Origin of the sequence: Ralstonia sp. 22111 (assembly GCF_052045895.1) — a bacterium.
In the GTDB taxonomy this organism is placed as follows: Bacteria; Pseudomonadota; Gammaproteobacteria; order Burkholderiales; family Burkholderiaceae; genus Ralstonia; species Ralstonia wenshanensis.
The window spans coordinates 41,814-54,919 of record NZ_JBQEPR010000002.1 but is presented as its reverse complement, the minus strand read 5'-3'; the positions used below and the strand labels follow the sequence as shown (position 1 = coordinate 54,919).

The window sequence follows — 13,106 nt, the reverse complement described above, 5'->3', positions numbered from 1 at the left end:
CTCTCGTTTAGGTCATGGGGTTGATGCCGCCCCACCCGCAACACAACGGGCTCGCGGGAGGGGCGCAATTCGCTGCTATCGAAACGCCTGTCGCAAACGTGGCGAACGGCCGTCAAGCCAGCCTTAAGCCAGGAGCGAGCGCAGCATCCACGCGGTCTTTTCGTGAATGTCCATGCGTTGCGTCAGCAGGTCGGCGGTCGGTTCGTCGGCGGCCTTGTCGACATCGGGGAACAGGCTGCGGGCGGTTCGGGTCACGGCTTCGTGGCCGGCCACCAGTTCGCGCACCATGTCCATCGCCTCGGGAATGCCCTTCGACTCCGGAATCGACGACAACTTGGCGAACTCCGAATACGAGCCCGGTGCCGGATAGCCCAGGGCGCGGATGCGTTCAGCCACCGGGTCGACGGCATTCCACAGTTCGTTGTACTGCGTCTCGAACATCAGATGCAGCGTGTTGAACATCGGGCCGGTGACGTTCCAGTGGAAGTAATGCGTCTTCAGATACAGCGAGTAGGTATCGGCCAGCAGGCGCGACAGGCCGTCTGCGATCTTCTTGCGATCCTTGTCGGCAAGGCCGATGTTAATCTGGGCTGCGGCAGTCGCGCCGTTGTTCTTCTTTGCCATCTGGATTCCCCTATGAAGTGGTGTGCAAAAACGCGATGCCCTTGCCTTGATTCAGCGTGGGGCCACGCGTGCTTCGAGCCTTCTTTCGGTTGCCGCTCGCGCAGCAAGTTCCGATCGTCGCATCGTCCCATGACGAAACGCACAGCGGATGGCAACCGAGCATCAGGCCGGTCATCAGACCATGAGCTGCACCATACCGTGCAGGAGCACGATCATAGCGCCGGCAGCCACGATGGTTAGACCGATCTGCTTGCGCACCCACTTGCGTTGAAGGCGGGCGGATTCTGCAGCGCGCGTACCGAGGCCCGCCGCCGCACTGCCGGGCATACCGGACAGCGTCGGCACCTCTGCCTGCGACGCGCGCACGGCGCCCGCAAACCCCTGCCATTCCGAAGCGAACATCCGCACCATTGCCATGCTTTTTCTCCTTGCAACCACACGCGTTCCTGAAGCCCGTACGACAAGCCCGGGCGGCTTCATGCCTGCTTCAGGTCAGTGCGATTCCCCATAGGCAGCGAGCCATTCCAGCACGGTCGCGACGGAGTTCGAGGCAAGCGAGAGGGACATGACAGGCTCCACGGTGATTGGGCAGTGAGCGAGGCGCTCACGATGGAAGACAGTCTACTTTCGCACTATCGCTATGTACATTTGATTGTTTTTATCTATCAATTAGACGTGCGCTATGGCCGCCATGGATGACGGCCAATAGATATCTCAGAGGATCAGTGAATCAGCGGGGTGGGCGGCAACCGCTTGATGCCAGGAAGGTCGCATTGCGCGACCGCCTTGGCCACCGCTTCGATCGCGGCAATGCGGGTGAAACTCTTGCGCCAGGCCAGAACGACGCGGCGGTCGGGCACAGGCTCCTGGAAAGGCACATAGCTCAGCAGATCGGTGGCGGCGGGCTGCATGCTGGGCACCGATGTACGCGGCAGCACCGTAATGCCCACGCCGCTGGCAACCATATGGCGGATCGTTTCCAGCGACGAACCTTCGAACGTCTTCTGTATTCCGTCCGCGTTCTGCGAGAAGCGCGACAGCTCGGGGCACACGCCCAGCACGTGGTCTCGGAAACAATGCCCGTTGCCGAGCAGCAGCATGGTCTGCTGCTTGAGCGCTTCCGGGTCAACTGACGACGCCTTGGCCAGTTCATGACCGCGCGGCACCGCCACGACAAAGGGCTCGTCGTACAGCGGCAGCGTCATCAGGCCCGCTTCGGGAAACGGCTCGGCCATGATGGCGCAGTCGATCTCGCCCTGCTTGAGCAGCTCCACCAACCGCACGGTGAAGTTCTCCTGCAGCATCAGCGGCATCTGCGGGACGGTGTCGATCATCTGCTTGACGAGCGCGGGCAGCAGGTACGGCCCGATCGTGTAGATCACCCCCAGGCGCAGCGGCCCGGCCAGCGGGTCCATCCCCTGCTTGGCAATCTCCCGGATCGCCATCGTCTGCTCAAGCACACGCTGCGCCTGCGTAACGATCTGCTCGCCGACGGGCGTGACGCTCACTTCCGATGCGCCGCGCTCGAAAATCTGCACGGCCAGTTCGTCTTCCAGCTTCTTGATGGCGACCGACAGCGTCGGCTGCGAGACGAAGCAGGCCTCGGCGGCACGCCCAAAGTGGCGTTCCCGCGCGACGGCGACGATGTATTTGAGTTCAGTGAGCGTCATGACGATCAATCGGCTTGGGGATATCGATAGATTTTACCAAGGGACGTGCAATATTGCTTGGCGTTCGAACGACGACCCGGCATTGACAACGCTGCCATCCACCCCATCTTCCGGGGATACGCCCCACCGAGACAAAAAAGGAGCCGCCCCAGCATGAGTGACGAACCTAACGGCAGCCGATCCCTGCCCCGCGGCAGACGCCGCTTCCTGATGACGACGGTCGGGCTCATGGCAGCGCTGCATCTCTATATCGGGTGGCGGCTGCTCCCGGATCTGGGCTGGAATGGCGCGGGCTGGGCTGCAGGCGCCGTCTTCTTGTTCGTATCGACGGTGATGATTCCGACTGGGATGGCTGCGCGCTTCGTGATCCGCCCCATCTCGCTGGCGGATCGCGTGACCTGGTTTGGCGCGTTGCTGATGGGCCTGTTCTCGTCGCTGCTGGTGCTGACGCTGCTGCGCGACGTGGCGCTCATCGTGCTGCCGCAGGCCTATCGGCACGACTCGGCCCTGCTCGTCGTCGGCCTCACCGTGTTGGTGACCGTGATCGGCTATGTCAACGCACGCCGCATCCCCCGCGTCGCTCGGGTGACGGTGCCCATTGCGGACCTGCCCGCCGCGTTGCACGGCTTCACCATCGCGCAGATCACCGATCTGCATGTCGGCCCCACCATCAAGCACGCGTATGTGGCCGGCGTGGTCGAGCGGCTCAATGCGCTGCAACCGGATGTCGTCGCCGTGACGGGCGATCTGGTGGACGGCGAGGTTGACGTGCTGCGCCCGCATATCGCGCCGCTGGCCGGCATGTCGGCTCGGCACGGCGTTTATGCAGTGACGGGCAATCACGAGTACTACTCAGGGGTCGGCCCCTGGGTGTCGGAGTTCGAGCGGCTCGGCATGCGCGTGCTGATGAACGAGCATGCGGTGCTTGAACACAACGGCGCGCCGCTGGTGATCGCGGGCGTAACCGATTTCAGTGCTGGCAAGTTCGACGCTACACACGCGAGCGATCCAACCCGGGCGCTGGCAGGGTCGCCGCCCGGCGTGACACCCACCATCCTGCTCGCGCATCAACCGCGCAGCGCTCCTGCCGCTGCAGAGGCTGGCTTCGACTTGCAACTGTCGGGGCACACCCATGGCGGCCAGTTCTGGCCATGGAGCCTGTTTGTCCCGCTGCAGCAGCCTTTTACGGCTGGGCTGCACAGGCTGGGGCGCCTGTGGATCTACACCAGCCGTGGCACGGGATACTGGGGGCCGCCCAAGCGGTTCGGTGCGCCGTCGGAGATCACACTGATACGGCTCGAGCCGGCCGTGGGCTAAACCTAAGAACTGAAATCCGACTAAGAAAACGTTCAGTTGACCTAGACCACCGCCCTGCTCGATCAGGCCGGTCATGCGCTGTGCCCGGCCGAGCGCTTGCGCAAGCAGGCTCTGCTGGGGCACTAAAAAGCCGAGCGTCGCGGGCCTTAAACGCGCAGATAGTGCTCGCGCTCGCCCAGCCAGCGCTTGAGATGGGTATCGACGGCTTCGGGAAACCGCGCAAGCATGTCGTCCGCCGCGCCCTGCGCAAACTCGACGAGCCACGCATCGTGGTTCAGATCGGCAAAGCGCAACATCGCTTCGCCCGATTGCCGCGCCCCGAGGAATTCGCCGGGCCCGCGAATCTCCAGATCGCGCCGGGCGATCTCGAAACCATCGGTGGTCTCGCGCATGGTCTGCAGACGCTGCTTGGCCGTCGGCGACAAAGGCGCCTGATACAGCAGCACGCATACCGATTCCGCCGTACCGCGGCCCACCCGCCCGCGTAGCTGGTGCAACTGCGCAAGGCCAAAGCGCTCGGCGTGCTCGATCACCATCAACGAGGCATTGGGCACGTCCACACCGACTTCAATGACGGTGGTGGCCACCAGCACGTGCAGCTCGCCGCCCGCGAAGGCGCCCATCACGGCGGCCTTCTCGGCCGATGGCAGACGTCCGTGCACGAGACCGACCTTCAAACCTTGCAGACTTTCCGAAAGCGTCTCGAAGGTTTCGACGGCGGTCTGCAGCTGCAGCGCCTCGCTCTCTTCGATCAGCGGACAAACCCAATAGACCTGCCGACCTTCGCGTGCGGCGGCGTAGATGCGTTCAATCACTTCGTCGCGGCGCGCATCGTTCACCAGGCGCGTGACGATGGGCGTACGGCCGGGCGGCAATTCGTCGATGGCAGAGACGTCGAGATCGGCGTAATACGTCATCGCGAGCGTGCGCGGGATGGGCGTGGCGGACATCATCAGCTGGTGCGGCACCTGGGCGCGGGCGGCGGGCGCATGGCCATTGCCAGCCTTGCCCCGCAATGCCAGACGTTGCGCCACGCCAAAGCGATGCTGCTCATCCACCACCGCCAGGCCGAGCCGGGCGAACGTGACCGCATCCTGGATCAGCGCGTGCGTGCCAATCACGAGTTGTGCCGTGCCGGCGGCCACGCGCGCGGCCGCCTCGTCCTTCTGCTTGCGCTTGAGGCTGCCGGCCAGCCACACGATGTCTACGCCCAGCGGTTCCAGCCAGGCAGAAAGCTTGCGGTAATGCTGCTCGGCCAGCAGTTCGGTCGGCGCCATCAGGGCGGCCTGCCAGCCGGCATCGATGGCCTGGCAGGCTGCCAGCGCAGCAATGACGGTCTTGCCGCTCCCCACATCGCCCTGCAGCAATCGCTGCATCGGGTACGGGTGCGCGAGGTCGGCGCGGATCTCTTCCCACACGCGGGCCTGCGCGCCGGTCGGCTTGAACGGCAGCGCATTCATGAAGCGCGCGAGCAGCCCCTCCTTGCCGCTGTCGCGCAGGACGGGCGCGTTGCGCATGCGGCGCGCGGCCTGCGCACGCTTGAGCGACAGCTGCTGCGACAGCAGTTCATCAAACTTGATGCGCAGCCACGCCGGGTGCGTGCGTTCGACGAGGCTATGCTCATCGACATCGGGCGTCGGCTGATGCAGCAGGCGCACGGCATCGGCCGGCGTCATCAGCTTGAGCGGCGCAAGCGGGCCAGTGATGAGGCTGTTCGGCAGCGTTTCCGGCAGCGGCGTGCGCGTAAGCGCGTTCAGGATCGCCTTGCGCAAATAGGCCTGCGCCACGCCAGCCGTGCTCGGATACACCGGTGTCAGGCGATCGGGCAGCGGTTCATCTTCTCCCACGGCGCGCACGGTCGGGTGCACCATCTCTGCGCCGAAGAAGCCGCCGCGTACCTCGCCGCGCACGCGCAGGCGCACGCCTTCAGCCATCTGCTTGACCTGGCTGCCGTAGAAATTGAGAAAGCGCAGGACAAGCTCGCCCGAGTCATCGGCGATATGCACGACCAGTTGCCGGCGCGGCCGAAACGCCACTTCATTGCGCGTGACCGTGCCTTCCACCTGCGCAGCCCACCCGGTGTTGGCGCGGGCCGTGGCCTCGGCAATCGTCAGCAGCGTGGTTTCATCCTCATAGCGCATCGGCAGATGCAGGACGAGATCGACGTCGCGGTGCAGACCAAGCTTGGCGAGTTTGTCCGCCGGGCGGGCGGTCTTGGCCGCTGGCTTGGCCGGCTTGTCTGCCGAGGCTGCGCGTTTGGGCTTTGGCGCCGGCGCAGTATCAGCGTCGGGCATAGGAGCAGCATCAGTGGCGGAACGGACGCGAGGCGGCACAGGACGTTTACAATGGCGAACTTTGCGGTTCGCCCGATTGTACCGGCGCCCGCGACCATCACTTGGCGCAATCCACGTCTGCGCCACTTTTCATGCTGACGCTGTCCGATTTCGATTTCGATCTGCCGCCCGAGCTGATCGCACAAACCGCCCTGCCCGACCGCACCGCGAGCCGCCTGCTGGCCGTGTGCCGTGCGGAAGATGCCGTGCATTTTGAAGACCGCCAGTTTGCCGATCTGGTCGATTACCTGCGCCCCGGCGACCTGCTGGTCTTCAACGACACGCGTGTCATCAAGGCACGCTTTTTCGGCCACAAAGCCAGCGGCGGAAAGGTGGAGGTGCTCGTCGAGCGCCTGCTGGACGAACACACGGTGCTGGCGCAGATCCGCTCCAGCAAGTCGCCGGTCGAGGGCACCACGCTGCGCCTGGCCGACGCCTTTGACGTGACGGTCGGCCCACGCGCCGAACCGTTCTTCACGTTGCGTTTTCCGCAGCCTGCGCTGGAGCTGATCGAGCAATACGGCCGCCTGCCGCTGCCGCCCTACATCGAGCACGATCCGGACAGCTTTGACGAGACGCGCTACCAGACCGTGTATGCGCGCAATCCGGGCGCCGTCGCGGCACCCACGGCGGGCCTGCATTTCGACGATGCGCTGTTCGCCAAGCTGGACGCCATGGGCATCCAGCGCGGTTTTCTCACGCTGCACGTCGGTGCCGGCACGTTCCAGCCGGTGCGCGTGGAAAACATCGCCGAGCACCGGATGCACAGCGAGTGGTACCAAATTACGCCGGAACTGGCCGAAGCCATCCGCGCCACGCGAGCTGCCGGCGGCCGCATCATCGCGGTCGGCACCACGTCGATGCGGGCGCTTGAATCGGCCGCGCAGCCGGACGGCACGCTCAATGCCTGCAGCGGCGAGACCGACATTTTCATCACCCCCGGCTACCGCTTCCGCGCCGTCGACCTGCTGGTGACGAACTTCCACCTGCCTAAATCGACGTTGCTGATGCTGGTATCGGCGTTTGCCGGCATGAACGCCATCCGAGACGCCTACCAGCACGCCATCGCCCAGCGCTACCGCTTCTTCAGCTACGGCGACGCCATGCTGCTGACGCGCGCTCCCTCCGAACCCGGCGAACCCCAATCGCTCTGATCATGCTCAAGTACGAACTGCTCACCACCGATGGCCTCGCCCGACGCGGCCGCATGACCCTGAACCACGGCGTGGTGGAAACGCCCATCTTCATGCCGGTGGGCACTTATGGCGCGGTCAAGGCGATGTCGCCGGCGGAGCTGAAGGACATCGGCGCGCAGATCATCCTGGGCAACACGTTCCACCTGTGGCTGCGCCCCGGGCTGGAAGTGATGGACGCGCACAAGGGCCTGCATGGCTTCAATGGCTGGGACAAGCCCATCCTGACCGATTCCGGCGGTTTTCAGGTGTTTTCGCTGGGTGATCTGCGCAAGATCACCGAAGAAGGCGTGACGTTCGCATCGCCCATCAACGGCGACAAGCTGTTCCTGTCGCCCGAGATCTCGATGCAGATCCAGCGCCGGTTGAACTCCGACATCGTCATGCAGTTCGACGAATGCACGCCGTACAAGATCGGCGATCGGCCAGCCACCGAGGCTGAAGCCGCCGCGTCGATGCGCATGAGCCTGCGCTGGGCGCAACGCTCACGCAATGAATTCGAACGCGAGAAGAATCCGAACGCACTGTTCGCCATCGTCCAGGGCGGCATGTTCGAAAACCTGCGTGATGAATCGCTGGCCGGCTTGCAAGCCATTGACGCCGATGCCGGCGGCGAAGGTTTCGGCGGATACGCCATCGGTGGCCTGTCGGTCGGCGAGCCGAAGGAAGACATGATGCGCGTGCTGCAGCACGTGGCGCCGCGCCTGCCCGCCAACAAGCCGCATTACCTGATGGGCGTCGGTACGCCGGAAGACCTGGTGGCGGGCGTCGCCAGCGGCGTCGACATGTTCGACTGCGTGATGCCGACCCGCAACGCGCGCAACGGCTGGCTCTTCACCCGCTTTGGCGACATCAAGATCAAGAACGCGGTACACCGCAACGATCCGCGCCCGCTGGACGAGACCTGCGGCTGTTACACCTGCAGCAACTTCTCGCGCGCGTACCTGCACCACTTGCAGCGCGTCGGGGAAATCCTGGGTGCCCGCCTGAACACCATCCACAACCTGTATTACTACCTGGAATTGATGGCCGAGATGCGCACCGCCATCGAGTCGCACAGCTTTGCCGCATTCCAGGCGCGCTTTGCCGCAGACCGCGCGCGCGGGGCGCTGTAAAGGCGCCTCACCAGGGCGCTGGACGCGCCCATTTGCCGCAGCATCGCAATGGTAGAATGTCGGGTCCGATTTTTGACCGATTGACGAACCATTACGGAGTTCTGACGTGTTCCTGATTTCCGACGCTTACGCGCAAACTGCACCGGCAGCTGGTGGTGCCGCGGGTGGCCTGATGAGCTTCCTGCCCATCATCCTGATGTTCGTGGTGCTGTGGTTCATCATGATCCGCCCGCAGATGAAGCGCCAGAAAGAAACCAAGGCGATGCTCGAAGCCCTGGCCAAGGGCGACGAAGTCGTCACTGCCGGTGGCATTCTGGGCAAGGTGAGCAAGGTGGCTGAGCAGTACGTCACCGTGGAAATCGCTGCCAACACCGAAATCACTGTACAGAAGAGCGCCGTGACGACCGTGCTGCCCAAGGGCACGCTCAAGGCACTGTAATCGGCCCATCCTGGCGCCGCGCACGATTGCGCCGGCGCCGGAACCCCAGGCAGCGCCTATTCTAAGAATCCGCGCCCGCGCCCCTCGGCGTCGCCTCTCTGCATTCCAAGATGAATCGCTATCCGCTCTGGAAATACATTGTGATCCTGGTGGCGCTTGCCATTGGGTTCATCTACACGCTGCCGAACTTCTTCGGTGAGGCGCCTGCTGTACAGGTGTCTTCGGGCAAGGCCACCGTCAAGGTCGACCTGAACGTGCAAAAGCAGGTCGAGAGCCTGCTGGCTGCGGCCAGCATTCAGCCCGACGGCGTGTTCTTCGACAACAACGGGACATCCGCCAGCGTGCGCGTGCGCTTTGCCGACACCGACACGCAGCTCAAGGCCAAGGACGTCCTGGCTCGCGGCCTGAACACTGATCAAGCCGATCCGACCTACATCGTGGCGCTGAACCTCCTGCCGGGCTCGCCGCGCTGGTTGAGTGGCGCGCCATTCTTTGCTAAACCGATGTTCCTGGGCCTCGATTTGCGCGGTGGCGTGCACTTCCTGCTGCAGGTCGACATGAACGGCGCCGTGACGAAGAAGCTCGACTCGCTGGCCGGCGACATCCGCACGCAACTGCGTGACAAGGGCATCCGCCACAGCGGCATCGATCGCAACAGCAACGCGATCACGATCAAGTTCAGCAACCCGGATGACGCCGAGCGCGCCCGCGGTCTGCTGGCCGACTCGACCCGCGAACTGGCCTACACCGTGGACAAGAGCGCCGACGGCGCCACGCTCACCGGTACCTTCACCGCCGCTGCGATGAAGGAAGTGCAGGACAACGCGGTCAAGCAGAACATCGTCACGCTGCATAACCGGGTGAATGAACTGGGCGTGGCTGAACCTGTGATCCAGCAGCAGGGTCCGGACCGTATCGTCGTGCAATTGCCCGGCGTGCAGGACACCGCCAAGGCCAAGGACATCATCGGCCGCACGGCAACGCTGGAAGCGCGCCTGGCCGATCCGAACGCGCCGCTCGCCCCGCGTGCCGGGGATCCGGTGCCGCTGGGCGACGAGCTGTTCACGCAAGGCCGCAGCGCCCCGGTGCTGCTGCAAAAGCAGGTGATCTTCACGGGTGACCGCATTACCAGCGCCTCGGCCGGCTTCGACCAGAACCACAACTCGTCGGTCGACATCACGCTCGACGGCCAGGGCGGACGCATGCTGCGCGATGTCTCGCGTGACAACATCGGCAAGCGCATGGGCATCGTGCTCTTTGAAAAGGGCAAGGGCGAAGTGCTGACGGTGGCGACCATCCAGTCCGAACTGGGCTCGCGCTTCCAGATCACCGGCATGGGCTCGACCGAGGCGGCTTCCGACCTGGCGCTGCTGCTGCGCGCAGGCTCGTTGGCAGCGCCGATGGAGATCATCGAAGAGCGCACCATCGGCCCGTCGCTGGGTGCCGACAACATCAAGAAGGGCTTCGATTCGGCGCTGTACGGCTTCCTCGCCATCTCGGTGTTCATGGTGCTGTACTACATGCTGTTCGGTGCGTTCTCGGTGGCGGCCCTGGGCGTCAACGTGTTCCTGCTGATCGCCCTGCTTTCCATGCTGCAGGCCACGCTCACGCTGCCGGGTATCGCGGCAATCGCGCTGGCGCTCGGTATGGCCATTGACGCCAACGTGCTGATCAACGAACGCGTGCGTGAAGAGCTGCGCAGCGGCGCATCGGCACAGATGGCGATTGCCGCCGGTTTTGACCGCGCCTGGGCGACCATCCTCGATTCGAACGTCACCACGCTCATCGCCGGTCTGGCGCTGATTGCCTTTGGTTCGGGCCCGGTGCGTGGCTTCGCCATCGTGCACTGCCTGGGGATCGGCACGTCCATGTTCTCGGCGGTGTTCTTCAACCGCGGTCTCGTGAACCTCTGGTACGGCCGCAAGAAGAAGCTGCAGAGCGTCGCCATCGGGCAGGTGTGGAAGCCGGGCAATACGAACACGCAATCGCCCGCCAAGTAATCACGCCACCCACAACGAATCTCGCATAACCGGCACCGCCCCCGGCACTACAGGGGCGGTCGCTACAAAGGGCAGACCATGGAGTTCTTCCGCATCCGCCGCGACATTCCGTTCATGAAGCACGCGTTGATCCTCAACGCGCTGTCGTTCCTGACGTTTATCGCCGCTGTCTTCTTCCTGTTCCACAAGGGGCTGCACCTGTCGGTGGAGTTCACTGGCGGTACGGTGATGGAAGTCGCTTACACCCAGGCCGCCGATCTGCCGAAGATCCGCGGTGACGTTGAAAAGCTCGGCTATGCCGACGCCCAGGTGCAGAACTTCGGCACCTCGCGCGACGTGATGATCCGCCTGCCGCTCAAGAACGGTCCGGACGGCAAGCCCATCGCCTCGGCCGTGCAAAGCCAACAGGTGATGACGGCCTTGAATGCCGCCAACCCTGACGCCAAGCTGCAGCGTGTCGAGTTCGTCGGCCCGCAGGTCGGCAAGGAGCTGGCCACGGACGGCCTGCTGGCGCTGCTGTTCGTGGTGATCGGCATCGTGATCTACCTGTCGATCCGCTTCGAGTGGAAGTTTGCCGTGGCGGGCGTGATCGCCAACCTGCACGACGTCGTGATCATCCTGGGCTTCTTCGCCTTCTTCCAGTGGGAGTTCTCACTGTCGGTGCTGGCGGGGGTGCTGGCGGTGCTGGGCTATTCGGTCAACGAATCCGTGGTGATTTTCGACCGGATCCGCGAAGCGTTCCGCAAGTACCGCAAGATGAATACGCACGAGGTGATCGATCACGCGATTACCAGCACCATCTCGCGAACGATCATCACCCACGGTTCGACCGAAATGATGGTGGTGTCGATGCTGGTGTTCGGCGGCCCGACGCTGCACTACTTCGCTCTGGCCCTGACGATCGGTATTCTGTTCGGCATCTACTCTTCGGTGTTTGTGGCAGCCGCGCTGTGCATGTGGCTGGGCGTCAAGCGCGAAGACCTGGTCAAGTCTGAAAAGAAGGCTGGCGGCCCGAAAGAAGACGATCCCAACTTCGGCGCGCAGGTCTGAAGAGACCGCTCCGCACTGCCCCGGAGGACTCATTCTTCGGGCAACAAAAAAGCCCCGCAACTGCGGGGCTTTTTCTTTGGCTGTGACGTTTGCCAGGCTTATTGCTGCGCTACGCTGGCGTCTTGCTTGATGCCTTCCACCTGGATCTTGAGCTTGGTTTCCATGTTGAAACCGTAGGCCTTGCCGTAGTCGACGCCGAAGTCGTCGCGCTTGAACTTCATTTCGGCATCGGCGCCGCAGACTTCACGCTTGAGCATCGGATGCTGCATGCACTTGAACGCGTCGATTTCCAGCTTGGCCGGCTTGGTCACGCCGTGCAGCGTCAGTTGGCCTTCGGCTTCGGTCGGCACGTCGCCCTTGAACTTCGTGAAGTTGCCCTTGAACGTGGCGGTCGGGTACTTGGCCACGTCGAAAATCTCGGCGCTCTTGGCGTGCTCGTTCATCTTGGCGAGACCGAAGTCGATGCTGTCGGTCTGCACGGTCACGTCAATGCTGCCGGTCTTGGCGGCGCGATCCAGCGTCACGGTGCCGCTGGACTTCTCGAACTTGCCGCGCCACTTCGACAGACCGCCCATGTGGTCAGCTTCGAAGCTCGGGTAGGTGTGGCTCGGATCCAGCTGGTACGTGGCCGGTGCAGCAAAGGCGGCAGTGGCAGCAAAGGCCGACAGTGCGGCAACGAGGGTACGCAATTTCATGAGAACTCCTGCGGAATAAAAGCGGCACACGGGGGCCGAAAAACGTTGGATTGAGACTTCTGATTACTTCTTGGCGATAACAACGCGGAACTTGATCGTCACGTCGTCCGAGACGACCGACGTATCCTTCCACTCACCATCACCCACCTTGAATACGTTGCGCTTGACCGGCAGCGCACCTTCAAAGATCTGATTGGCGCCTTCCTGCTTGAACGTCACGGGTGCCGTCACGTCCTGCGTGATGCCCTTGATGGTCAGCTTGCCGACCACATCCACCTTGCCACCCGCGCCGGGCTTGAATGCGGACGACACGAACGTTGCCTTCGGATACTTGGCCGTGTCGAACCAATCCTTCTTCTTCAGTTCGTCGTTGTATTCCTTGCTGCCCACGTCGACGCTGGTGACATCGATGTCGACCTTGGCCGTCGATGCAGCCAGGTTGGCCGGGTTGTAATTGACGGCGGCGTCGAACTTGCCGAACTTGATGTCCATCGGCACACCGAGCTGCTTGCCGGTGGCGGTGACGCTGCTCTTGGCGGCATCCACCTGGGCGATGGCCGATACCGATACGGCAGCGATCGACAGCGCGCCGGCAGCAACCAGGGCAATGGCGCGGGGGCGCACAAAACGTTTCATCATCAGACTCCTTCGGTCAGGCCGGGTCATGCCG

12 protein-coding genes are annotated in these 13,106 nt (G+C 63.6%); 6 read left to right on the top strand and 6 right to left on the bottom strand.

Annotation, left to right across the window (positions count from 1 at the left end; translation table 11 throughout):
- Nucleotides 1–123 precede the first annotated feature (123 nt).
- The 3 genes from ACTJK4_RS06495 to ACTJK4_RS06485 all read right to left on the bottom strand — a co-directional run bounded on the left by ACTJK4_RS06495 (nucleotide 124) and on the right by ACTJK4_RS06485 (nucleotide 2,294).
- A complete protein-coding gene (locus ACTJK4_RS06495; RefSeq protein ID WP_440816945.1) occupies nucleotides 124–624 on the bottom strand; it encodes a Dps family protein in 501 nt (166 codons plus the stop codon).
- 174 nt (nucleotides 625–798) lie between these two features.
- Nucleotides 799–1,041, bottom strand: a complete 243-nt coding sequence (locus ACTJK4_RS06490; protein ID WP_260802141.1) for a hypothetical protein — start codon at nucleotides 1,039–1,041, stop codon at nucleotides 799–801.
- A gap of 305 nt (nucleotides 1,042–1,346) precedes the next feature.
- Nucleotides 1,347–2,294 (bottom strand): LysR substrate-binding domain-containing protein, encoded by a 948-nt coding sequence (locus ACTJK4_RS06485; RefSeq protein ID WP_440816943.1) that lies wholly within the window; start codon nucleotides 2,292–2,294, stop codon nucleotides 1,347–1,349.
- A 153-nt stretch (nucleotides 2,295–2,447) separates the two neighbouring features.
- Here ACTJK4_RS06485 and ACTJK4_RS06480 point away from each other — a divergent pair, with 153 nt between their 5' ends.
- Nucleotides 2,448–3,611: a metallophosphoesterase gene (locus ACTJK4_RS06480; protein WP_322017594.1), complete on the top strand. Its 1,164-nt coding sequence runs from the start codon at nucleotides 2,448–2,450 to the stop codon at nucleotides 3,609–3,611.
- Between the two features lie 146 nt (nucleotides 3,612–3,757).
- Here ACTJK4_RS06480 and recG read toward each other — a convergent pair whose 3' ends face one another.
- Nucleotides 3,758–5,905 (bottom strand): ATP-dependent DNA helicase RecG, encoded by a 2,148-nt coding sequence (gene recG, locus ACTJK4_RS06475; RefSeq protein WP_440816941.1) that lies wholly within the window; start codon nucleotides 5,903–5,905, stop codon nucleotides 3,758–3,760.
- Nucleotides 5,906–6,036: 131 nt separating this feature from the next.
- On the opposite strand from recG, the gene queA reads away from it, so the two are divergent.
- The 5 genes from queA (at nucleotide 6,037) to secF (ending at nucleotide 11,741) form a co-directional block, all read left to right on the top strand.
- Nucleotides 6,037–7,098, top strand: a complete 1,062-nt coding sequence (queA, locus tag ACTJK4_RS06470; RefSeq protein WP_316870182.1) for a tRNA preQ1(34) S-adenosylmethionine ribosyltransferase-isomerase QueA — start codon at nucleotides 6,037–6,039, stop codon at nucleotides 7,096–7,098.
- 2 nt (nucleotides 7,099–7,100) lie between these two features.
- Nucleotides 7,101–8,252 carry a tRNA guanosine(34) transglycosylase Tgt gene (gene tgt, locus ACTJK4_RS06465; protein ID WP_232040973.1) on the top strand — a complete coding sequence of 384 codons (1,152 nt, stop codon included), beginning with the start codon at nucleotides 7,101–7,103 and terminating at the stop codon, nucleotides 8,250–8,252.
- A 106-nt stretch (nucleotides 8,253–8,358) separates the two neighbouring features.
- Complete coding sequence (yajC, locus tag ACTJK4_RS06460) at nucleotides 8,359–8,691, top strand: preprotein translocase subunit YajC (RefSeq protein WP_004632835.1); 333 nt, start codon at nucleotides 8,359–8,361, stop codon at nucleotides 8,689–8,691.
- 110 nt (nucleotides 8,692–8,801) lie between these two features.
- A complete protein-coding gene (gene secD / locus ACTJK4_RS06455; protein WP_232040974.1) occupies nucleotides 8,802–10,691 on the top strand; it encodes a protein translocase subunit SecD in 1,890 nt (629 codons plus the stop codon).
- Between the two features lie 78 nt (nucleotides 10,692–10,769).
- Nucleotides 10,770–11,741, top strand: a complete 972-nt coding sequence (gene secF / locus ACTJK4_RS06450; protein WP_232040975.1) for a protein translocase subunit SecF — start codon at nucleotides 10,770–10,772, stop codon at nucleotides 11,739–11,741.
- A 98-nt stretch (nucleotides 11,742–11,839) separates the two neighbouring features.
- On the opposite strand, the gene ACTJK4_RS06445 is transcribed toward secF, so the two are convergent.
- Entirely contained in the window at nucleotides 11,840–12,436 is a 597-nt protein-coding gene (locus tag ACTJK4_RS06445; RefSeq protein ID WP_232040976.1) for a YceI family protein, read from the bottom strand.
- 63 nt (nucleotides 12,437–12,499) lie between these two features.
- Nucleotides 12,500–13,072, bottom strand: coding sequence for a YceI family protein (locus ACTJK4_RS06440; RefSeq protein WP_232043047.1), 573 nt, complete (start codon nucleotides 13,070–13,072; stop codon nucleotides 12,500–12,502).
- Nucleotides 13,073–13,106: the final 34 nt, after the last annotated feature.

Coding starts and splice junctions, on each gene's coding strand:
- ACTJK4_RS06495 (WP_440816945.1), bottom strand. CDS start 624: ATGGCAAAGAAGAACAACGGCGCGACTGCCGCAGCCCAGATTAACATC.
- ACTJK4_RS06490 (WP_260802141.1), bottom strand. CDS start 1,041: ATGGCAATGGTGCGGATGTTCGCTTCGGAATGGCAGGGGTTTGCGGGC.
- ACTJK4_RS06485 (WP_440816943.1), bottom strand. CDS start 2,294: ATGACGCTCACTGAACTCAAATACATCGTCGCCGTCGCGCGGGAACGC.
- ACTJK4_RS06480 (WP_322017594.1), top strand. CDS start 2,448: ATGAGTGACGAACCTAACGGCAGCCGATCCCTGCCCCGCGGCAGACGC.
- recG (WP_440816941.1), bottom strand. CDS start 5,905: ATGCCCGACGCTGATACTGCGCCGGCGCCAAAGCCCAAACGCGCAGCC.
- queA (WP_316870182.1), top strand. CDS start 6,037: ATGCTGACGCTGTCCGATTTCGATTTCGATCTGCCGCCCGAGCTGATC.
- tgt (WP_232040973.1), top strand. CDS start 7,101: ATGCTCAAGTACGAACTGCTCACCACCGATGGCCTCGCCCGACGCGGC.
- secD (WP_232040974.1), top strand. CDS start 8,802: ATGAATCGCTATCCGCTCTGGAAATACATTGTGATCCTGGTGGCGCTT.
- secF (WP_232040975.1), top strand. CDS start 10,770: ATGGAGTTCTTCCGCATCCGCCGCGACATTCCGTTCATGAAGCACGCG.
- ACTJK4_RS06445 (WP_232040976.1), bottom strand. CDS start 12,436: ATGAAATTGCGTACCCTCGTTGCCGCACTGTCGGCCTTTGCTGCCACT.
- ACTJK4_RS06440 (WP_232043047.1), bottom strand. CDS start 13,072: ATGAAACGTTTTGTGCGCCCCCGCGCCATTGCCCTGGTTGCTGCCGGC.